Origin of the sequence: Amycolatopsis albidoflavus, assembly GCF_039525725.1 — a bacterium.
Lineage (GTDB): Bacteria > Actinomycetota > Actinomycetes > Mycobacteriales > Pseudonocardiaceae > Amycolatopsis > Amycolatopsis albidoflava.
In genome coordinates, this window is record NZ_BAAAHV010000005.1 from 719,644 (window position 1) to 739,167 (window position 19,524).

Genomic DNA, 19,524 nt, shown 5'->3' on the forward strand with positions numbered 1-19,524 from the left:
GCGGGGTCAGTCGAGGAAGGTCTCCAGGTTGGTCAGATGGCTCAGGTAGGAGACGTCCCAGTCCGCAGGTACTTCACTGCGGACCCGCCGGGCAAGTTCCCAGCCCCGCTCGTCGAAACGCCGCCCCGCTTCTTCTGAGGGGAACGCGGGCGCCGGGTCGGCGTGGTTCAGGGTGGCGTCCCATTCGTCCTGCCACTCCGTCAGGTCGCGAGCCAGCTCCGCGCTCAGCCCCAGTTCCGGCGACGCGGGGTCGGTCGGATTGGTCACCGGGCGCGTATCGGAATCGTAGAACCACACCGCCTCGGCACCCCACTCCGCCATGATCTTGATCGACCGCAACGGGCTGCTCAGCCGTCGCGCGGGGAGCGACTTACGGCGAGCAGGCCAGGCGAACATGTCCGAGATCCGGTGGAAATCCCAGAAACTGACGGGTCGCTGAGGCTCCGGGTCGATCACCGGCTTTCCTCTGCACCGGCACGCTCTTGCGAAAGAAAGCGACTCACTCCCTCACCAGCGCGAAAAACTCTTCTACCTCGTCCGCCTGCTCCGCCGCCCGCGCGGCGACCACCTTCTCCGCCTGATACGGCCAGGCGAGGTTCGGCCCAGGGCCTCCGTTTCGGGACAGCCACTCCGAGAATCCAGGAAGCAATGCGCATTCCATCGCCGCGTCGCATCCTTCGAAGAAGCAGATCGCCTGCTGCAGCGTGCAGATCCCGTACATCCCGGACGATGCAGCACGTCGGCCATGCGTTCGTGCTGGCTCAGCATTTCCGCCGCTCTCAGGGCAATCGCGGATACAGCGGTTCCCAGCGCAGCACGACTGCGCGCATCTCCGGATCGACGAGGTGGTCCCGCATCTCTCCGGCAATCTTGATGAGCTGCTTGACCCGATGCAGCCGGGCGATCTCCGGCGTCGACAACTTCGTCCACCCAGGGCTCAGCCGCTCGCACTCGTCGATCCGCTCGGGCGTGAGCACCGCCATGATCCGCCGGATGGCGTCCTCTGCATCATACCCCTTGCCAGTAAAGGAAAACTCGGATTTGGCAAGCCCGGTCGACAACATCAACTGCCGGTTCAGCAGTTCGTCCTCCTCGATCAGCCCGTGTTCCTCCACGTAGGAGAGCACGTCACAGGCCGCGCGCAGATACCGGTCCTTCTCCGCCTCCGACCACGCCTGCCCCTCGTTGATCTCTCTCCACAACCCGCTGAACAACAGACTGAGCAACTCGCTCCAGCCCCGCGGATGGGTTCCGTCCGGCAGCCGTCCCCCGCCGATCCACCACTCGAACCGCTCCCGCAACGACAACCTGACCAACCGCGGGATCTCCGGCCACGCCATCAGCTCGGGATGTTCCGCATCGAATCCCGGCACCGAGCCACATCCGGCGGCACGTCTTCGACCGGAATACCGGACCGTTCCAGCAGAACCAGGCATACCCCGAGAAACCCGCGCGCCAATTCCCGGTACACCTGATGAGTCATCACGGAACTGTCGAGCACCGTCCGCACGAACACGGCAAGCTTCGCCGGATCCACGCAATAGAAATCGGCGGCCATCGGGCTCAGCCCGGCGTCGCTGATGTCCAGGTCGAAGTTGTGCGCCAGCGTCACACCCATGTTCGCGAACAACCGGCCGACCCGAAGTGCCGGACTCCACACGTCCTCGTCGTCGACAGTAGTGAAAATGTAGCTCACTCAGCCGCCCCCCACCTTCACAGCTCAAGGCTCACGTAATTGTACGGAACCACGTCCCACAACGACTTCGCCGTCCGCCGCACCGCCGTTACCTCCGGCCACGCGACCTCGTCGCTCACCGCGAGCGTCACGATCGCGTCGGCACCGGCGACACGACCCGGCTCGTCACCCGGCGACAACCTCAGGATCATCTCCAAGTACGCCTCTGAAATAAGCGGCGCGACCACGGAAAACTCAAGCTGACAGCCCACCTCCGCGGACACCCAGCCGTCGCCGTCGCGGCGATCCTCGACCGGCAGCGCCGCAGTCAGCGCGTCGAACCCGGCAGCAGCACTCAACCCGCCGGTCCGGCAGTACAACTGGATCTCCCGCGCAACCGGACCGCGGACGGAGAAGCCTTCCGCCGCTGACAGCCGTCGCAGCGCCGCACGCACCTCAGCGAGCAACTCCTCGTCCGTCACGTCGCCCGGGTCGCGCAGCGCCGGGTCGATCGGATAGTCCTCAAGCACGAAGAACAGATGGTTCAAGACCTGGTAGAACGGGGTCTGCAACCGTTCCCGACGCTCGTCGGACAACCGCCAAGCAGCACCCCAGGCCAGGGAGAACTCCGATCCGGACAACTCCCCGCGAACCAACGCCTCCATCGCGGCAAGCTCCCGCGCCACACCGGAATCAGCGGGCACCTCGCTTCGCTTGGCCCACACCGGCGTCAGCACCGAGTACTCCGCCGCGATGCCCGGCAGCTCCGGCTACCGTCCCGCCAGCAGCCGGGAGCATTCCCAATGTCGCCGGTCACAACGCGTCCAGATCCACTGCGAAACCGGAGCCGTCGTCGTGCGGAACCACATCCCACAACGACTTCGCCGCACGCCACACCGCCGACACCACCGACCACTCGACCTCGCCGCTCAGCGTGAGCGTCGCTATCGCATCCGCGGCGACGACCCGGCCCGACTCGTCGCTCAGCGCCAGTTCCGCGATCATCGCGGCCACCACCGGAGTACCCGCGGAGAACTCAAGCTGGCAGCCACCGCCCACCTCCGCGGACACCCAGCCTTCACCGCTATGCCGATCCTCGACCGACACAGCGGCACCCGCGGTCAGGGCATCGAACCCCGCGACGGCGCCCACCCCGCCAGTCCTGCAGTACAGGTGGATCTCATACGCCATCCGCACACACCGCCGTCATGGAGCGTTCCTCACCAAGCTGACAATGAGCTTGCAGACAGGCCTTCACGGAAGACCCAGTACGGGAAATTCTTCCTCGACCGCCGCCAACGCAGCCACAACAGCCTCCACCTGCGCGTACTCAATCCCCTCGAGACGGAACAACAACCGGTTCCCGCTCGAATGATCCGCGACCGCCACGCCCTCTGCCTCGACCCGTCCGTCCGCGACGGTCACCGTCAGGTCCAGCCAGTCCTCCAGCGACGTCAGCCGCGCGCTGCCGCCGGACTTCGTGCAGGCCGCCAGCTCCTGCCGGAACTCCTGCAGTTCATTGGCCCGCAACCCGGCGTCCAGCCGCGCGGTGAACCCGCCGGAGACGATCTCGATCGGGCTGACCAGCCAGTTCCCGTCCCAGAAATCGTCCGCGCCGGGATGCATCCGCCCGCGCACGGCGATCACCAGCCGATCTCCGCGCGCCGCGCCGAACGTTACTGTCTGCATTCCACTCCCCGGTATCTCTAGCTCTGCCAGCATATGCAGTCCACGAGCGAGGGAGCCCCGATGCCCGGCCTGGTCGAACTGGCCTACACCACCGGCGGAGGCGTCGTCGGCGCCGCGCTGACGAACTACTTCACGAAGATCCAGGAACGCCGCCAGCTCCGCGCCGAGGTGTACCGCCGGCTCGAAGCGACCCGCGCGGTCTCCGGCGGCGTGCACGAAATCCGGATCGGTCTGCCCCCGAACACCTTGACCAGCCGGAAAACTCTCGCCAACGCACTCGGAATCGCCGCTGTCCTCGAAGACGGCACGGACGCGCACCGCGCCCTCCACGAAGCCCTGTCCGAACTGCTCACCGCGGTCCTGGTCGCCGGAATCCCCCGCCGAGTAGCCGATTTCGCTGCCGGCGCGCACGAACGCGTCCTGGAAAGCGCCGTAATAGCGGCTGTCGACCGACGCCTAGGCGGTATCACAGACACCGACCAGCTCACCCAAGCCGCCCAGACCTACCGCGCGGAAACCACCAGCCTCCTGCTCGCCGTCCTCTGGCACCCCTGGCGAGCCCGCGTCCGGGTACGCAGCCGGATCCGGAAACTCCGCGTCGTCGTACACGCACTGCACCTTCAGCAGGAAACAGCCGTCGCCACACTCACCCGTCCGGAGCAAGCCGAAGCCCTCCACCGGCGTCTTGACCCGGACGGCACGCTCCGCGAAACGTGGATCGAAGACCGACTTCCGTAGGTTACCGGATTTCCACATGCCGCCTACGGTCGGGAAATCACCACCGAGGCGGAGGGATTTTCCATGCGTTACGCGAAAGCGGCGGCCGTCGTCGCAGGGGCAGCGATGGCGTTCGGAGTCGGGGCGGCACTCCCGGCGAGCGCCGACACGCACATCATCGGCGGCGGCACCGTGAAGTCGGCCCCGTGGGGCGCCCAGATCTTCTGGGACGACGTCACCGACTACGGCGGCTTCGAATGCTCCGGCACGATCATCGCCTCGCAGTGGGTGCTCACCGCGCAGCACTGCCTGAACAAGGGCGGCATGCACGTCAAGGTCGGCGACGTCTCGCTGGGCAAGGGCACCGAAGCCGCGGTCGACGAGCAGAAGGCCTCGCCCAACGGCGACATCGCGCTGCTGCACCTTAAGTCCGCAGTGGACACCACGTTCATGAAGCTGGCCGACAAGGACCCGGAAAACGGGGCCACCAACCAGATCTACGGCTGGGGCCGCACGAAGGACCAGAGCCCGCCGTCCGACACCCTCAAGACCGCGGACGTCCAGGTGACCGGCGAGAGCACGGATGCCTTCAACGGCAAGGCAATCGCGAGCAAGGGCGTCACCGGCTCGTCGTGGCACGGAGACTCCGGCGGCCCGCAGCTGGCCGACGGCGTCCAGGTCGGCGTCTGCTCGACCGGCGAAAACTCCGGCAGCGACGAACACGGCACCCAGAACTACGCCAGCGTCGCCAACAGCCGAGACTGGATCAAGCAAACCGCGGGCGTGTAACCCAAAGCCGTGAAGGGCTCCTTGAGGGAATTTGTTTCCCTCAAGGAGCCCTTCACGGCTTTTGCGGTACGCGAGGGTGGCCGACAACCAGCTTCCGCAACGCCTCCTTGTCCGGTTTGCCGGACGCAGCAACCGCAACCTCGTCCATCACAGTGAAAGAAACCGGCACGGCAGCATCCCCCAGCTCAGCAGCGACAACCGCCCGCAACTCCCCCTCGTCCACCACACCCCCGGGCGCGGCGACGACAAACGCATGCGCCGCCTCCCCAGTCCGCTCGTCCGGAACCGCGACGACATACGCCTGGTCCACGGCGGAATGCGCGGCGATCGCACGCTCGATCGGCCCGGTGTAATGAATCACCGCGTTCACGATCACCACATCCCGGGCGCGACCGGTCAGATACAGAAAGCCGTGCTCGTCGAGTCGCCCGATGTCCTGAGTGCGGACCCAGCCGTCGGCCAGCACCGTCGCGCTCAGCACGGGATCGCGCCAGTACCCCGCGAAACCCCTTGCGGTACGGGCGAAAACCTCCCCCGTCTCCCCCGTGGGAACCGCACGGCCCGAAGCATCCCGCACCTCCAGCGAGACCCCTTCGACCGGCAATCCGACCGAAGCGATCGCCTCCGGACGCGCGGACACGTCCGCCGTGTCCAGCACCGTCAATTTCCCGGTCTCAGTCTGCCCGTACCCTTGCCGCAACGCGGGTCCGATTCGCGCGAACCCTTCAGCCAGCAGCCCGGGTTCCACCGGAGACCCGGCGACAGTCAGCATTCTCAGCCCGGAAAGCTCGATTTCCTCTTCGCGCAGCACGTCCAGCATCCGATACAACCGGGGAACCGTCACCAGCGCCGCCGTGATGTCCAGCCGCGGCAGAATCCAGGGAAAGTCCGGCGGCCCCTCCGGAATCACCGCGGTGCCGCCAGCGAGCAAACAAGCCTGCAAATGCAACACCATCACCGCGCTGCTCAAAGTCCCGAACAGAAGAAACCGCCGATAGTCCTCGGCCGAATCCCCCGCCCGCTGTTCAAGACCGAACTCCGCCAACGCGTCGAAACGGTACGCGACCCCTTTCGGCACACCGGTGCTCCCGCTGGTGAATACCACCCAGCCGAGGTCTGACGGTTTCCCGCACGGCACCGGTTCTTCATACGCGGCAAGGAGTTCCGGGCCGATCGGAAGCGTCCGCGCTCCCGCCGGAGCCGGCAGTTCGGCGTCGGTCACCACCGCGGCCACCCCGTCCAGCACCGCGTCGAGATGCGCCGCGGGCAGCCCGGCCCGCACCCCCACCGCCCGAGCCCCCAGCGTCTGCACCGCGATCTGGGCGGCCCAGCCTTCCGGCGTCACCCCGGTCGCGATCCCGACCCCGTCACCGGCCCGCACCCCGGCCGCCCGCAACCCGGCCACGAACCGCCCGACGAGATCGAGCACCTCCCCCCGGCGAACCCGCCGCTCCCCGTGCTCGAACGCGACGTCCTCCGGCGCGCGCCGCAGCGAATCCAGCAGCTCCTGGGGAAATGCCATGACACCGTCCTCCCGTCGGGCCAGCCACCCGCGACTGGCCCGGCCAGAAGTACCGAACAGATCTCAGAATCCCCTCAACGCATGCCGTTCACCGGGAACCACCGAAGGCCGCGCCGCCCGCACTGACAACACCGCGCCAAGCGCCACCACCGCGACCAACCCGGCAGTCGCAGCGAGCGTCCACACATCCGGCCGCACAATCGACTGCCCCCGCATCGCCTGCCACGCGGTAATCACCACGACCCCCGCGTACCCGACGGCCCCAGTCCACACCAGCCGACGCCGCACAAGCTCGCTGGAGAGCACCGGATACCGCCGGGACAACGCCACCAGCGCGAGCGCCAGCAGCGGCAACGCCTGAATCGCGTGGATCCCCACGAAATGCGTGATCCGCATGTCCCCGCCGACCGTGCTCCAGCCCAGCAGCGGCAACCCCGGCCCGCCGTCCTCGAGACCGACCGTGTGCCCGCCGATCATCGACGGCTTCCCGCCGCCGTCCAGCACCCGCTGCTGCGCCGGGCTGGCCGAGAACATCATGAGCGCCAATCCCATCCCGCCCGCCGCGAGCGCGGTCCCCCACCGCAGCGCGGACGTCAGCGCGCGGTCCGGCAGCTTTTGGAACAGCAGCAGGACGACCACCGCCGCGGTCGCGCCCCACGCGGCGAACGCGCCGGTGGCCAGGAAGTTGCCGATCGTCGAGTCGGCCGGCGTCGCGTGGTTGAAGTGCAGCGGACGGTCCCGGACGAGCACCTGCCACACCAGCAGCGCCATGTCCGCGCCCATCGCGACCGCGAACACCGTGCCCATCCACCAGCCGGCCCGGCGGCCGCGTTTCACGAGCGACAGCAGCCACGCCAGCGTCGGCGCGTACAACGCCACCGAAACCGCGAATTTGAACGGTTTGGCCCACAGCGGCGCGTTGACGAGCGTGCGATCATCCAGCAGCAGCCCGAACACGCACGCGATCAGCAGCAGCACCATCGCCCCGGCCAGCACCCCCAGCGGGCGGTGCAGCCGGAACAGTCGCAATCCCCAGGAAGTCATGCGATCAGCCTGGCCGCCAGCGGGGGGCCGGACACTGGCGTCGTCCCCCGTCTCGGGGGTAGGGCGCACCCCACCTGTGGGTAATAGTGCCGTCAAAGCGACCGGCAGTTGTGCCGTTTGACCGGACCCGCTCTTTTTCTAGCGTGACATTCACACCGCGCGGCCCGCCGCGCACCGGGATTTTCCACGAGAGGGAAGGAGGTGGCCCGTCAGATGTCCAGTCCGGGATTCCAGGCAGATTCAGCTGCCATGACGCGCGCCGTCCAGGGCTTCGAGGAGACCGCGTCGAGCGCGAAGACGACGATGGCCAGCTTGGAGTCCGAGCTGACCGAGACGCTGCGGAACTACAAGGGCGACCAGGCCGTCGCGTTCTGGGACCTGCAGCGCAGGCTCCAGGAGAAGATGACCGCCGCCGTCCGCGAGCTCGACACGATGTCGCAGCTGGTGCACACCAGCCACGCGAACTACAACTCGGGCGACTCCGACGTGCACCAGAGCTTCCAGAGCGTCAGCCACACCGTCGAGGGCAACGTGATCCCTCGCCTCAACCCCTGAGAGAGGACAAGACACCATGGCTGACGTCGTAGAAATCAGCTTCGGGGCCCTGCAGCACAGCTCCGCGTCGCTCGCCGCCAAGGCGAAGGCGCTGACCTCCCAGCTGGAGCAGCTGCACCAGAACCTGCAGCCGATCACCCAGACCTGGTACGCCTCGGGCAGCTCCGCCGGTGAAGCGGCGCGCGCGTCCGAGACCCGGCTCCGCCAGGCGACCGCCGACATCGTCGCGATCATCGCGCAGTTCGGCACCAAGGTCGGCGACGCCCACGATCTCCAGCACCAGCTGGAGAACCGAAACCAGGGCCTGTTCGCCTGATCCGGCCCCGACGCCGGCCGTCCGGGGCGGGACCACCCCCCGCCCGCTCCGGACGGCCGGCTTTCCCGCGTCCTGCCGCACGAGAGGTCACCGGCCGATGCCCGACCAGTCGTACTACGTCCACCTGGAATCGCTGAGCGACTTCGTCCGGGAGCTGGAAACCCAGATCCACGCGATGTCCCGGCCGAACGACTTCCTGCGCACCCTCGGGGAGCATCCGCTGCTGTTCGGGGAGTTCGGGGAAGCCGCTTCGCTCGCCGACGCCCACCACGCCGCGGTCGCCGAAATGCAGGGCCTGCTGGAGCAGGTCCGCGGGGCGATCACGTTCGCTCAGGACGTCACCACCACCGTCGCCGACGGTTACGCCCAGGCCGACCAGTCGGTCGCGGGCGACCTGCACCAATCGGGTCAGCAGACCGGTCTGCTGGACCCGCTTTTTTCGTTGCTGGGCCTTGATTCTTCAGGGGGTAAGAAGGCATGAGCGGCCCTCGCACCAATTTCGCCGGCTACACCCATCAGCAGCTGTACGCGATGCTGCAGGCGGGCGATCCGACCACCGCGCGCGCCGCGGCCGAACAGTGGGGTTCGGCCTCGCGCGGGCTGTACGACCAGGCGGAGAACCTGTCCGATCAGCTCACCGACTTCTCCAGCTCGTGGACCGGCGGCGCGGCCGATCAGTACCGGACCATGATGACCGACCTCGTCGGCGGCATCCGCAAGGTCGCGGTCACCGCGCAGGGCATGCGCGACATGCTGGAGGACGCCGCGGACGCGCTGGTCAAGGCGAAAACCGAGATGCCGCCGCCGGTCGCGGTGCCGGACGTCTCCCCCGCCGACGTCGCGCTGGCGGTCAACCCGCCGCTGCTCCCGCCGGACACTCCGCCCGCCACGATCGTCGCCGCGACGCAGCAGCGGCAGCAGGCGATCGCCAACGTCGAAGCGCAGCAACAGGCCGCCAACGCCGCCGGCTCCGCGCACGCGAAGGCGATCGTCGTGATGAACAACCTCGCGACGAATTACGACACCGCCGAGGACGCGATCCCGGTTTCGCCGAACGCGGCCGCTCCGCCGCCCAAGCCGGTTCCCGGCGGCGGCGCTTCGACCGGGGGCGCCACCGGCCCGATCGGCAACAGCCCGGACGGCGGGACCGCGGTCGGCGCTCCGATCGACTCGCATCCGCTGCCCACCGACGGCACGCAGGTTCCCGGCTCCCAGCCCGGACACCCGGCGCAGACGCCGGGCAGCCCGCTGTTCGGCGACATGTTCACCGCCGGTCTCGCGGCCGCGTCCGCCGCCGCGTTCGGCCGGTTCGGCTCGATCATGCCGAAGGTTCCGCCGTGGGCCTCGGGCAAGGACAAAGACAAGAACGACAAGGACAAAGAGCAGGACACTCCGCCGGGCATCAAGCTCGGCGGCGGCGCCGGTCCCGAGGGCGGGGGCGGCGGCGGGATCCCGGTCGGCGGCGGAGGCGCGCCGTCGATCGACGGCGGCGGCCTCAGCGGCGCCGGGGAAGCTCCGGCCGCGCACTCCGGGCTCGCCGGGAACGCGCAGTCGAACGTCCTCAGCGGGCTCGCGGGCGGCGCCGCCGGTGCGGCGGGCGCGGCGGCCAAGAGCGCGATGCCGATGATGCCCATGATGCCGATGGGCGGCATGGGCGCGGGCGGCGACATGGGCTCCGGCAGGCGGATTCCCGCGTGGCTCGTCGAAACCGAGAACGTGTGGGGCCAGCAGGCTCCGGTCGCGCCCTCGGTCATCGGCGAAGAGCCGATCGACCAGCCGTGACCGACGGATACCGGGTCGCCCCGGCGAAACTCGCCGGCGCGGCGTCCGAATTGGACGCTCGCGCCGGCGCGCTCCGGACCGCGCAGCAGGCCGTGGCGGGCGAACGAGTGCCCGCCACGGCCTTCGGCCAGGTGTCCGCGTCGGCCGGATGTGCCGTCGGGCTGGCGAAAACGCTCGGCGCGCTCGCCGGGGACGTCGATCAGCGCGTCGTTCGCATCCAGGTTCTTCGCGACGGCCTCACCGCTTCCTCGGCGGGATACCGGCGCGCCGACGAGCAGGTCGCGGCGATGTACCGCTCGCTGCTGCCCGAAGAAGCCGTTCCCTCCGCCGGAAAGTCCGCTGCCAGCGGCGGGGGCTGGGCCGGGACCATCGCGGCCAACCGCATGAAGGTTTCCGACGCACTCGCCGCCGAACGGACCCGCCTCGCCGGACTGTCCGATCCGGACGACATCGCCCGCTCGCAGCGGCGAATCGCGCTGTACCAAAGCATTCTCGACGACCACCGGCAGATCCTGCGGTTCGACCCGTCCGGCAACGGCCGGATCGCCGAACTCGTCGGCACGATCCAGCCGGGCACGCGCAACGTCGGGCTGTTCGTGCCCGGCGTGCACACCCGGATGGACACCTTCCAGTCCTACGCCGACCTCGGCCGCAGCCTCGTCGCCGCCGACCCGAGCGGCCGGACCGCGATGGTCGTGTGGGCCGACGGGGTCTTCCCGCAGAACGTCACCACCGAGGGCGCCGAAGCCAGCTACGCCCAGACGATGGCCCCGAACCTCAAGGCGTTCGGCGACGAACTGCGCGGCCAGGTCGACACCCAGACCGGCGGAGCCGCCACGATCACCGCGATCGGCCACAGCTACGGCGGCGCCACGGTCGGGCTCGCTGACCAGCAAGGCTTGCCAGTGGACCGGGTACTGCACGTAGAGTCGGCGGGCATGGGACACGGCGTATGGAGCCCAGCAGACCTGCCGCCGAGCCAAGCCGGCGTGCAGCGGTACTCGATGACCGCCCCGCTGGACCCGATCATCCTCGCCCAGGGCAACGCCGGGGCACTGGAATGGACCGGCATCGGCCACGGAGCCGACCCGGACACTTTCCCCGGCGTCACCGAACTCACCACCGGCCGCGACGCGGCCGGGAATGTGCAGTGGGGCTTGTCCTCGCACAGCGGCGTGCTCAAACCGGGTTCGGATTCGTGGGAGAACATCTACGGCGTGCTCACCGGCGGCCACGTCACTGAAGCGCCCGTGCCGGTTCCGGCGGTGCTGCCGTGATCACGCGCGAATTGACGGATCTGGCCGCCGAACTGACGAACGTCATCGACAGTGTCGCGGAGGCATTCGGCTCTCGCGCAGTGCCCACAGTGGACGGTGAGCTGGACTGCGATCCCGCGCAGCCGGGGCATTTGGTGTGCTGGCAGTACGGCGTCCGGCTGGAGGACAGCCCGGGTGCGTTGCGGGTGCTGACCGAAGCGGTGCGGCCGACGTTGGAAGCGGCGGGCTGGGAATCCTACGATCGCAGCACTTATCGTGAGGTTATCGGGCGATTTTCGCGTGAGGGCGCGGATTTCAGCGTGCACATCGCGCGCGACGGACGCGGCGTGGCGATCATCGGCTCGACGCGACTCGTGAGCGTTAATCGCGATTCTGAAGAGAATTAACTTCGCACGATCTGGTGCACGTTAATCCCGGTTAGAACCGCCGATCACGCCCGAAACCGCGACGGCCGCCATCCGCGCCGCCGCCCCCGCCGGAACGCCGCCACCCCGATCCCCGCCGCAGCAGCCGCCGCGACCCCGCCCACCGCAACAACTCCCGCCGCGACATCAGACGTCGGCCGAGCCTCCGCGGCCGCCGGAACCACCGCGGGCAGCTGAGACCGCACCGCGGCCGCACTCGGGCCGGGCGCGTTGGCGGGCAACGTCGACGACACCGCGGCGTAAGCGTCGAGCATTCCCCAGCCCCGGCGCGGATCGTGCGCCCCGGACGGCGGCCGGGAAGCGGTGAGCGTCAACCGGTTCACCACCTGCTCGCCCTTCAGCTCCGGATGCGCCGAACGAACCAGCGCCGCCACCCCGGCGACATACGCCGCGGCCAGGCTCGGGTCGGTGATCGGCCACCGATGCGCCACCGCGCCCCCGCCGCCCGCCGACGTGCTCACCAGATTCGCGCCAGGCGCGGCGATTCCGAGGTAATCCCCGGCTTCGGTCTGCACCGGCGCGCCGGATTCGTCCGTCGAGCCGACCGCGAGCACGTCCTTCGACGCGGTCGGATACGTATGCGCCCCTTGCTGAGTGGCCGCCGCGGCCGAAATCACCACGGCACCACGAGACTTCGCGTGCTCGAGCGCCGCGCCGAGCGCCGGGCTGTCCGAACCCGCCGGGACCGCCACGAGAATCACGCCCGCGCCGCGATCGACCGCCGTCTCGATTGCCCCGGCCAGCGCGCCCGGATCACCGCCGCCGTCCGAGGAGGAACCGTTGCTTTCGGTGTAGCGCAAGGGAAGCAGCTTCACTCCGGGCGCGACGCCGGTGAAGGTGGTCTCGTTCGCCTGCTGCGCGCCGACGATTCCCGCGGCGATCGTGCCGCGGCCGTCGCAGTCGGAATCCGCGGTGCCGGCGCCGCCGAGCACTTGTCCCGGCCCGAATTGCGCGTTCTGCTTGTCGACGCCGGTGCCGATCACCGCGACGGTCTGTCCCTCGCCCCTGGTCAGCGCCCACAGCCGCGGCGGGTTGACCAGCCGCTGCCCCCAGGACACCGCGCCGGTGTACGGGCCGGACGGATTCGCGCACGCGGCCGCGCGGGCCGAGGTCGCCGTGCTGGGCAGGCCGAGCACCACGAGCGCGGCCACCGCTCCGGCGGCAATTCCCCGCACCGCGGCCCCCTCCCCTTGTCGGACAAGGAGATTCTAGTGGAGAGCGGGCCGCGGCGACAGGGTTATCGCAGGTCCATCCCGAGATCGAGAGCGGGCGAGGAATGCGTGAGCCCGCCGACGGAGAGATAGTCCACACCGGATTCGGCGTACGGTCGCGCACGGTCGAGCGTCAGCCCGCCGGACGACTCCAGCCGCGTCTTCGGCGACACCTCGTCCCGCCGCGCGACCGCCTTCACGCACTCTTCCGGCGTGAAGTTGTCCAGCAGCACCTCGTCCGCCCCCGCGGCCAGCGCCTCGTCCAGCTGAGCCAGGTCATCCACCTCGACTTCGCATGGCAGCTGCGGCGCGTGTTCCCGCGCCGCCGCCAGCGCCGCGGTGACCGAACCGGCCGCGACCACGTGGTTGTCCTTGATCAGCACCGCGTCGCCGAGACCCATCCGGTGGTTCACGCCGCCGCCGCACCGCACCGCGTACTTCTGCAGCAGCCGCAGCCCCGGCGTCGTTTTGCGCGAATCCCTTACCGCAGCACCGGTTCCGTCTATCGCGGACACCCACGCCGCGGTCGCCGTCGCCACTCCGGACAGCAGGCACAGCAGGTTCAGCGCGGTGCGCTCCGCGGTCAGCAACCCGCGCACCGGACCGCGCAGCACGAGCACCGGCTCCCCCGGGACGGCGGGCGAACCGTCCTCGCGGATCGAGACCACCTCGTAGTCCTCGCCGAGCACCTGGTCGAAAACTGCCAGCGCCACCGGAATCCCAGCCACGACACCGGCGACGCGCGGCGTCAGCTCCGCCACCGCACGGGCGTCCGCCGGGACCGTGGACGCCGTCGTGGCGTCCGGCCCGTACCGCAAATCCTCTTCCAGCGCGGTAGTCACGACCCGCCGCACGTCCGCGACGTCCAGCCCGTCCACCACCAGCGACCGCACGACCGCTTCGGAGAATTCCCCGCTCATGCCACCCCTTCCAACGACGTCGCCTCGACCAGCACCGGCTGTCCCGACGGGCTCAGCCGGATCAGCTGACTCCGCCGCAGCCCCTCGTCCCGCTCGGGGAAGTCCGTCCGCACGTGACATCCCCGCGATTCCGTCCGCCGCTCCGCGGCCGCGAGCAACGCCTGCGCCGCCAAGGTGAGCGCCGCGTCCTCGACCGCGCGGTGCGTCCACAACGGACTGTCCGTTGTCGACAAATCGAGCGCCGAACCCGCCGCGGCGAGCCCGTCCGCGTCCCGGCCGATCGCCGCGTACCGGCTCATCACCCGTTGCAGCACATCACGTTCCGCCGCCGGCGCGACCGTCCTTTCCGGAATCCGGCCCCGTGCCGGATCCGGCAGCAACCCGGCGGCCAGATCCGCGACGACCGCCTCTGCGGTCCGCTGTCCCACGACCAGCCCTTCGAGAAGACTGTTGGACGCCAGCCGATTCGCCCCGTGCAACCCGGTCCGCGCGACCTCGCCCGCCGCGTACAACCCGCGCACGCTCGACCGTCCGTCCACAGTGGCCACCACGCCGCCGCACGCGAAGTGCGCCGCGGGCGTCACCGGAATCGCGTCCACCGCCGGGTCGATGCCGAGCACCGCGCACGCCGCGTGCACCGTCGGAAACCGCTTGGCGAAGCCGGGAATGCCAGTGGCGTCAAGGAAAACGTGATCGTCGATGCCGCCGGGAGCCAACAGTTGCCGCCGGGTGATCGCCGCCGCCACGACGTCGCGCGGGGCCAGATCCCCGAGCGGATGCACCCCGGCCATCACCGACGCGCCCGCGCCGTCCACAAGCGTCGCGCCCTCGCCGCGCACCGCCTCCGTGACGAGCGGACACCGCCCGCGCGCGCCCGGCGTATACAGCACCGTCGGGTGGAACTGCACGAACTCGATGTCGGCGGCCGTCGCCCCGGCACGCAAAGCAAGCGCCAGCCCGTCACCGGTCGCGATCTCCGGATTGGACGTCGCCTGATACAGCTGCCCGAACCCGCCGCTCGCCAGCACCACCGCGGACGCGCGCACCACACCTGGCACGCCGTTGCGATCGAGCACCGTCACCCCGGCCACCTCGCCCGCCGGCGTACGCAGCGCGTCGACCGCGATGTGGTGCTCCAGCACCGGAATCCGCCGCTCGCCCGCTTGCGCCACAAGCGCGCGCTCGACCTCCGCACCGGTGGCGTCGCCGCCCGCGTGAATCACCCGGAACGCACTGTGCCCGCCCTCGCGCGCCCGCGACAGCCCGCTCGAACTGTGGTCGAACACCGCGCCGTTCTGCCGCAACTCGGTGACCGCCGCCGGACCGCCGCCGACGATCGACCGCACCGCGGCCTCGTCGCAGATCCCGGCTCCGGCCGTGAGCGTGTCCGCCGTGTGCTTCTCGACCGTGTCGCCCTCGTCGCGCTCGCCGTCGAGCACCACGGCCACGCCGCCCTGCGCCCACCGCGTGTTGCCGTCCGCGACCGCTGCCTTCGTCACGACCAGCACGTGCAGCCCGAGTTCACGCGCCCGCAGCGCCGCCGAAAGCCCGGCCACGCCGCTGCCGATCACGACCACATCGGCCCGGGCCTCCCAGCGCGGATCCGGTGCGGTTTTCGCCTCATCGGCGTTAACTAGGCCGCTCATTCCCCACCGCCAGGCTGCCCGATTTCGATCATCCGCTGCACCGAGGCGCGAGCCCGCGAAGCCGTTTCCGGGTCGACGTGGACTTCGTCCGCGCCCTCGGTGAGGCTCCGCAGCAGCGCGGCCGGGGTGATCATCTTCATGTACCGGCACGAGGCCCGGTCGTTCACCGCGCGGAAGTCGATCTCCGGCGCGGCCTTGCGCAGCTGGTGGATCATGCCGATCTCGGTAGCCACGAGCACCGAGGTCGCCTTGGTGTCGCGCGCCGCGTGCACCATGTCGCCGGTGGACAGGATCTTGACCCGCTCCGGAGCCACCGCGCCCTCGCCTGCCAGGTAAAGCGCCGAGGTCGCGCAGCCGCATTCGGGGTGGATGAACAGGTCGGCGTCCGGGTTCTCCTCGGCGCGCGCGGCCAGCTCGGCCCCGTTGATCCCGGCGTGCACGTGGCACTCCCCCGCCCAGATGTGCATGTTCTCGCGCCCGGTCACGCGCTTGACGTGCGCGCCGAGGAACTGGTCCGGCAGGAAGAGAACTTCCTGGTCAGCGGGGATGGAAGCGACGACGTCGACCGCGTTCGACGACGTGCAGCAGATGTCCGTCTCGGCCTTGACCTCGGCCGTCGTGTTCACATACGAGACGACCACCGCGCCCGGGTGCTCGGCCTTCCACTCGCGCAGCTGGGCGCCGGTGATGGAGTCGGCGAGCGAGCAGCCGGCCCGCGCGTCCGGGATCAGCACCGTCTTCTCCGGAGCCAGGATCTTCGCCGTCTCGGCCATGAAGTGCACGCCGCAGAAGACGATCGTCGACGCGTCGCTGCTGGCCGCGATGCGGCTGAGCGCCAGAGAGTCGCCGGTGAAGTCCGCGATGTCCTGGATCTCCGGGACCTGGTAGTTGTGCGCGAGCAGCACCGCGTCGCGCTTGCGGGCGAGCTCCCGCACGCGGGCGGCCCAGTCGGCGTCCGCCTCGACCCCGCCGTAAGGGGTCAGATCCTGGTCAAGCGTGGTGGTCATGTCTTCGGCCCTCTCGACTTTCGCCGGCCTAGGAACCGGATCGACCCCGGTTCCTCCCCATCCCGGTTTTCGCCTTATAATCGAAAACCGTGCGAAGCCATCTTAACACCCGAGCCCCCCTCGCCCACGAGGTTCTGGCGGCAGTCCTTCAAGTGCGCTCCGACACACTGCGCGTCCTCTTGTGGCGCCGAGCACTAGATCCGCACCTAGGCCGCTGGTCGCTCCCCGGCGGCCGATTGCGCCCCGATGAGGACGTCGAAACCTCCATCCGCCGCCAACTCGCGGAGAAGGTCGACGTCCGCCAGCTGAAGCACGTCGAGCAGCTGTCCGTCTTCAGCGCTCCGGACCGCGTCCCCGGCCCACGCGTCGTAGCGACCGCGTTCCTGGGCTTAGTCCCCTCCGATGTCGACCCAGCGGTCCCCGAAGACACCGAGTGGCACGACGTGAACGCCCTGCCGCGCACCGCGTTCGACCACGAGGCCATCGTGCTGCGCGCCCGCGACCGCCTGCGTTCGAAACTGAGCTACACCAATCTGGGTTTCGCGCTGGCCCCAGAGGAATTCACCATCTCCGCACTGCGCGGCCTGTACTCCGCCGCACTCGGCTACAAGGTGTCCGCGACGAACCTGCAGCGCGTGCTCCAACGGCGCGGTCTGCTGGTCCCCACCGGACACACCGCACCCCCCGGCCGGACCGGCGGACGACCTGCGGCGCTGTTTTCTTTTGCCGCGAAAGACATGCACATCACCGACCCTTTCGCGGTCCTGAAGCCACCGCCGCGGCGGTAAACACGAACTGCGCCAGCGCTCCGCAGCCCGTACCGTGGACCGCGTGACCGAGCCAGAGCAGTGCCCCAGCGGGACGGCGACCCTGCCGTTGTTCCCGTTGCAGACGGTGCTGCTCCCCGGTACGCACCTGCCGCTGCACATCTTCGAACCGCGCTACCGGCAGCTCACCGCGGACCTGGTCACCGGCAACGTCCCGGAGCACGAGTTCGGCGTGGTCGCCCTGCGCGCCCCGCTCGTCCGCGAGGTCAGTGGTTTGGACCACGTGTACGGCGTCGGCTGCAGCACGATCCTGCGCGAAGCAAAACGCCTCCCGGACGGCCGCTACGACGTAGTCACCCGCGCCTCGCGCCGCTTCCGCCTGCGCGAACTGCACCGAGCGTCCGCCCCGTACCTGATGGCCGTCGTGGACTGGCTCCCCGACGACCCAGTCCCCGCCACAGCGGAATCGACGGCCCGCCAACTGGCCAAGGTAGCCCGCGCCGCCCACGAGCGTTACTGCGAAGCCGCCTGGCACGCGGACGACTGGCACCCGCCCCACGACGACGCCGACCTGGGCGAACTCGCCTACCAACTAGCCGCAGACTGCCTGCTCCCGCTGGAAGACCGTCAGCTCCTGCTGGAGGAAACTCACCCGCTGCGCCGGCTGCGCATAGTCTGCCGCCTGCTCACCAGGGAAGCCGGATTCCTGGAAACCCTGGGCGCGGTCCCGCTTCCGCCGACCGAACTGGCGACCTTCACCAAGCCCTCCGACCTGAACTAGCCCGGGGCGAGTGCCGTGAGGGCCACCTTCACGGACTCTGATTCCCTCAGGGTTCCCCTCACGTCCCCAAAACCGCACCAGCGCACCCAACTCGAGGTGCACCCAGCCCCTCCCCCGCACCCCGATACGAAGCCTCCCTGCGGTCTGGGGATGCTTGTCAAGGCATCTTTCCCGCCTTGACAAGCATCCCCAGACCGTCAGCACAATCAAGCTTCGGGGTGCCCCACGCAACCACCACGGCAAGGTCGCCGCCAGGCGACGAGCCGACTCACCCCAGCCGCCGCCCAAGATCCTCACGCCCATTCCACGCCGTCATCAACGCATAAACCAAACAAGTCACCAACGGCGCGGCCAGCACCACCCACCCCGTCTCGATCCGAGGCGCCTGCTCGATCACCGCCCCCAACGCGGGCGGCGCGTCAACCGAATACTTCGAGTTGGCGAACGCGGGCCCCATCTGCGTCCCGAGCCAAGCCGCGACCAACGCCCCGCCGGCCGCCGCCACCAGCACCACCGGCCCGCGCCGCTCCCGCAGGAACCACACCACCAGCCCGATCAGCAACCCGGTAGCCATCGCCAGAAACCCGAACACAGCCAGATCGTCGAACCGATGCCAGCTCTCCAACTCCAACGGCGCCAGCTGACCGTTAGTGCTGATCACCCGCACCCGCTCGGCCGGAGCAAGAAGAGACCACAACCAGCCCATCGGAATCCCGAGCAACGCAGCCGTCGACAGGACGCTCACCGCAGGAAGAAGATCAGCCTTCACCACCACCCGCGGACGCTGCGGCGGAAACAACACCGGCACCGACCAGCCCTCGGCAACCGCTGACGACCGATGCGCCGCCTTTCCCGCGGAATCGACCACCGGGGACTCCCTTCCCTGCGCGTGCGTTCTGCGAGTGTGCGGGACTGAGGGTAACTGGTTGTGCCCAAGACAGCGGCGAACGGCTCGTCGTTTGGGCCAAGCCGGGCGGGAATGGGCTGGAGGCTGGGCAGGGCGGGTGTTGCGGGCTTGGGTCGCTCACGGCGGGGAGGGTGCGCGGGCTCGGACAAGTTGGGTGACAAGGTTCGCGACGTGGGTCAAGCCGGGGGCTGACGGCTCACGGCTGGCCAAGCTGGGCGGGTCCGGTGCGCAGGCTGGGCGCAGAGGCTCGCGGTCTTGCTTAGGCGGGGTGCGGAAGGCTCGCTGTTGCGGTCACGTCGGGTGCCAAGGGTTCGCTGCCTCGGTCGAGCTGAGCGGGAACGGTTCGCGGCCTCGGGTCAGCTCGATACCCACGGCACCGAGCCCCACTCAAGCCGGGCGGCCACCCACCCAGCCTCGGCCCAGCCCGACGCCCACGGCACCCAGCCCGGCTCAAGCCGACCGATCACCACGCCCAGCCTCAGCCCAGCCCGATA

General features: G+C 69.5%; 24 protein-coding genes. 10 read left to right on the forward strand and 14 right to left on the reverse strand.

The features are described 5' to 3' along the window. Positions 1 to 6 precede the first annotated feature (6 nt). The 7 genes from ABD156_RS07860 to ABD156_RS07890 form a co-directional block, all read right to left on the reverse strand. On the reverse strand, positions 7 to 456 hold the full coding sequence (locus ABD156_RS07860) for a hypothetical protein (protein ID WP_344268229.1): 450 nt from the start codon (positions 454 to 456) through the stop codon (positions 7 to 9). Positions 457 to 499: 43 nt separating this feature from the next. Then, positions 500 to 721 carry a hypothetical protein gene (locus ABD156_RS07865; protein WP_344268232.1) on the reverse strand — a complete coding sequence of 74 codons (222 nt, stop codon included), beginning with the start codon at positions 719 to 721 and terminating at the stop codon, positions 500 to 502. A 58-nt stretch (positions 722 to 779) separates the two neighbouring features. After that, a complete protein-coding gene (locus tag ABD156_RS07870; protein ID WP_344268235.1) occupies positions 780 to 1,373 on the reverse strand; it encodes a hypothetical protein in 594 nt (197 codons plus the stop codon). Beyond that, positions 1,340 to 1,696, reverse strand: coding sequence for a DUF6086 family protein (locus tag ABD156_RS07875; RefSeq protein WP_344268237.1), 357 nt, complete (start codon positions 1,694 to 1,696; stop codon positions 1,340 to 1,342). Before ABD156_RS07875 ends, ABD156_RS07870 begins: the two co-directional genes overlap by 34 nt. Positions 1,697 to 1,713: 17 nt before the next feature. Next, the gene (locus tag ABD156_RS07880; protein ID WP_344268239.1) at positions 1,714 to 2,412 is read right to left on the reverse strand and encodes a hypothetical protein; all 699 of its coding nucleotides are present in this window, start codon (positions 2,410 to 2,412) and stop codon (positions 1,714 to 1,716) included. A 76-nt stretch (positions 2,413 to 2,488) separates the two neighbouring features. Then, entirely contained in the window at positions 2,489 to 2,866 is a 378-nt protein-coding gene (locus tag ABD156_RS07885; RefSeq protein WP_344268241.1) for a hypothetical protein, read from the reverse strand. A gap of 63 nt (positions 2,867 to 2,929) precedes the next feature. Further along, a complete protein-coding gene (locus ABD156_RS07890; protein ID WP_344268243.1) occupies positions 2,930 to 3,364 on the reverse strand; it encodes a WapI family immunity protein in 435 nt (144 codons plus the stop codon). Positions 3,365 to 3,424: 60 nt separating this feature from the next. Between ABD156_RS07890 and ABD156_RS07895 the strand changes: the two genes are divergently transcribed. Next, a complete protein-coding gene (locus ABD156_RS07895; RefSeq protein ID WP_344268246.1) occupies positions 3,425 to 4,102 on the forward strand; it encodes a hypothetical protein in 678 nt (225 codons plus the stop codon). A gap of 63 nt (positions 4,103 to 4,165) precedes the next feature. After that, the gene (locus ABD156_RS07900; protein WP_370939217.1) at positions 4,166 to 4,870 is read left to right on the forward strand and encodes a S1 family peptidase; all 705 of its coding nucleotides are present in this window, start codon (positions 4,166 to 4,168) and stop codon (positions 4,868 to 4,870) included. Between the two features lie 52 nt (positions 4,871 to 4,922). Here the strand turns inward: ABD156_RS07900 and ABD156_RS07905 are convergent, their stop codons facing one another. Continuing rightward, the gene (locus tag ABD156_RS07905) at positions 4,923 to 6,392 is read right to left on the reverse strand and encodes a class I adenylate-forming enzyme family protein (protein WP_344268249.1); all 1,470 of its coding nucleotides are present in this window, start codon (positions 6,390 to 6,392) and stop codon (positions 4,923 to 4,925) included. Between the two features lie 63 nt (positions 6,393 to 6,455). Beyond that, a complete protein-coding gene (locus ABD156_RS07910; RefSeq protein WP_344268252.1) occupies positions 6,456 to 7,436 on the reverse strand; it encodes a hypothetical protein in 981 nt (326 codons plus the stop codon). Between the two features lie 213 nt (positions 7,437 to 7,649). Here ABD156_RS07910 and ABD156_RS07915 point away from each other — a divergent pair, with 213 nt between their 5' ends. The 6 genes from ABD156_RS07915 (at position 7,650) to ABD156_RS07940 (ending at position 11,752) form a co-directional block, all read left to right on the forward strand. Further along, positions 7,650 to 7,991 (forward strand): WXG100 family type VII secretion target, encoded by a 342-nt coding sequence (locus ABD156_RS07915; RefSeq protein WP_093576046.1) that lies wholly within the window; start codon positions 7,650 to 7,652, stop codon positions 7,989 to 7,991. Positions 7,992 to 8,007: 16 nt separating this feature from the next. After that, a complete protein-coding gene (locus ABD156_RS07920; RefSeq protein ID WP_037809581.1) occupies positions 8,008 to 8,307 on the forward strand; it encodes a hypothetical protein in 300 nt (99 codons plus the stop codon). A 97-nt stretch (positions 8,308 to 8,404) separates the two neighbouring features. Beyond that, a complete protein-coding gene (locus tag ABD156_RS07925; RefSeq protein ID WP_344268260.1) occupies positions 8,405 to 8,788 on the forward strand; it encodes a hypothetical protein in 384 nt (127 codons plus the stop codon). Continuing rightward, entirely contained in the window at positions 8,785 to 10,089 is a 1,305-nt protein-coding gene (locus ABD156_RS07930) for a WXG100 family type VII secretion target (RefSeq protein ID WP_344268263.1), read from the forward strand. Before ABD156_RS07925 ends, ABD156_RS07930 begins: the two co-directional genes overlap by 4 nt. Beyond that, positions 10,086 to 11,366: an alpha/beta hydrolase gene (locus ABD156_RS07935; protein ID WP_344268266.1), complete on the forward strand. Its 1,281-nt coding sequence runs from the start codon at positions 10,086 to 10,088 to the stop codon at positions 11,364 to 11,366. The genes ABD156_RS07930 and ABD156_RS07935 overlap by 4 nt, the downstream gene beginning before the upstream one ends. Beyond that, positions 11,363 to 11,752, forward strand: a complete 390-nt coding sequence (locus tag ABD156_RS07940) for a hypothetical protein (protein WP_344268268.1) — start codon at positions 11,363 to 11,365, stop codon at positions 11,750 to 11,752. The genes ABD156_RS07935 and ABD156_RS07940 overlap by 4 nt, the downstream gene beginning before the upstream one ends. Positions 11,753 to 11,796: 44 nt before the next feature. Here ABD156_RS07940 and ABD156_RS07945 read toward each other — a convergent pair whose 3' ends face one another. The 4 genes from ABD156_RS07945 to nadA form a co-directional block, all read right to left on the reverse strand. Further along, complete coding sequence (locus ABD156_RS07945; RefSeq protein ID WP_344268270.1) at positions 11,797 to 12,966, reverse strand: S8 family serine peptidase; 1,170 nt, start codon at positions 12,964 to 12,966, stop codon at positions 11,797 to 11,799. Positions 12,967 to 13,028: 62 nt separating this feature from the next. Next, the gene (nadC, locus tag ABD156_RS07950) at positions 13,029 to 13,922 is read right to left on the reverse strand and encodes a carboxylating nicotinate-nucleotide diphosphorylase (protein WP_344268272.1); all 894 of its coding nucleotides are present in this window, start codon (positions 13,920 to 13,922) and stop codon (positions 13,029 to 13,031) included. Continuing rightward, a complete protein-coding gene (locus ABD156_RS07955) occupies positions 13,919 to 15,568 on the reverse strand; it encodes an L-aspartate oxidase (protein ID WP_344268274.1) in 1,650 nt (549 codons plus the stop codon). Before ABD156_RS07955 ends, nadC begins: the two co-directional genes overlap by 4 nt. Then, positions 15,565 to 16,575 (reverse strand): quinolinate synthase NadA, encoded by a 1,011-nt coding sequence (gene nadA / locus ABD156_RS07960; RefSeq protein ID WP_116205755.1) that lies wholly within the window; start codon positions 16,573 to 16,575, stop codon positions 15,565 to 15,567. Before nadA ends, ABD156_RS07955 begins: the two co-directional genes overlap by 4 nt. Before the next feature lie 134 nt (positions 16,576 to 16,709). On the opposite strand from nadA, the gene ABD156_RS07965 reads away from it, so the two are divergent. Together ABD156_RS07965 and ABD156_RS07970 are read left to right on the forward strand one after the other, a co-directional pair. Beyond that, positions 16,710 to 17,363 carry an NUDIX hydrolase gene (locus tag ABD156_RS07965; protein WP_344268574.1) on the forward strand — a complete coding sequence of 218 codons (654 nt, stop codon included), beginning with the start codon at positions 16,710 to 16,712 and terminating at the stop codon, positions 17,361 to 17,363. 43 nt (positions 17,364 to 17,406) lie between these two features. Continuing rightward, entirely contained in the window at positions 17,407 to 18,123 is a 717-nt protein-coding gene (locus ABD156_RS07970) for an LON peptidase substrate-binding domain-containing protein (protein WP_344268279.1), read from the forward strand. 268 nt (positions 18,124 to 18,391) lie between these two features. On the opposite strand, the gene ABD156_RS07975 is transcribed toward ABD156_RS07970, so the two are convergent. After that, positions 18,392 to 18,991 (reverse strand): DUF2567 domain-containing protein, encoded by a 600-nt coding sequence (locus ABD156_RS07975; protein WP_344268282.1) that lies wholly within the window; start codon positions 18,989 to 18,991, stop codon positions 18,392 to 18,394. Between the last annotated feature and the right edge of the window lie 533 nt (positions 18,992 to 19,524).

What these genes read in the sequence shown, in the direction of transcription:
- ABD156_RS07865 (WP_344268232.1), bottom strand. Translation starts at nt 721, where the DNA reads ATGTACGGGATCTGCACGCTGCAGCAGGCGATCTGCTTCTTCGAAGGA.
- ABD156_RS07885 (WP_344268241.1), bottom strand. Translation starts at nt 2,866, where the DNA reads ATGGCGTATGAGATCCACCTGTACTGCAGGACTGGCGGGGTGGGCGCC.
- ABD156_RS07890 (WP_344268243.1), bottom strand. Translation starts at nt 3,364, where the DNA reads ATGCAGACAGTAACGTTCGGCGCGGCGCGCGGAGATCGGCTGGTGATC.
- ABD156_RS07895 (WP_344268246.1), top strand. Translation starts at nt 3,425, where the DNA reads ATGCCCGGCCTGGTCGAACTGGCCTACACCACCGGCGGAGGCGTCGTC.
- ABD156_RS07900 (WP_370939217.1), top strand. Translation starts at nt 4,166, where the DNA reads ATGCGTTACGCGAAAGCGGCGGCCGTCGTCGCAGGGGCAGCGATGGCG.
- ABD156_RS07905 (WP_344268249.1), bottom strand. Translation starts at nt 6,392, where the DNA reads ATGGCATTTCCCCAGGAGCTGCTGGATTCGCTGCGGCGCGCGCCGGAG.
- ABD156_RS07910 (WP_344268252.1), bottom strand. Translation starts at nt 7,436, where the DNA reads ATGACTTCCTGGGGATTGCGACTGTTCCGGCTGCACCGCCCGCTGGGG.
- ABD156_RS07915 (WP_093576046.1), top strand. Translation starts at nt 7,650, where the DNA reads ATGTCCAGTCCGGGATTCCAGGCAGATTCAGCTGCCATGACGCGCGCC.
- ABD156_RS07920 (WP_037809581.1), top strand. Translation starts at nt 8,008, where the DNA reads ATGGCTGACGTCGTAGAAATCAGCTTCGGGGCCCTGCAGCACAGCTCC.
- ABD156_RS07925 (WP_344268260.1), top strand. Translation starts at nt 8,405, where the DNA reads ATGCCCGACCAGTCGTACTACGTCCACCTGGAATCGCTGAGCGACTTC.
- ABD156_RS07930 (WP_344268263.1), top strand. Translation starts at nt 8,785, where the DNA reads ATGAGCGGCCCTCGCACCAATTTCGCCGGCTACACCCATCAGCAGCTG.
- nadC (WP_344268272.1), bottom strand. Translation starts at nt 13,922, where the DNA reads ATGAGCGGGGAATTCTCCGAAGCGGTCGTGCGGTCGCTGGTGGTGGAC.
- ABD156_RS07955 (WP_344268274.1), bottom strand. Translation starts at nt 15,568, where the DNA reads ATGAGCGGCCTAGTTAACGCCGATGAGGCGAAAACCGCACCGGATCCG.
- nadA (WP_116205755.1), bottom strand. Translation starts at nt 16,575, where the DNA reads ATGACCACCACGCTTGACCAGGATCTGACCCCTTACGGCGGGGTCGAG.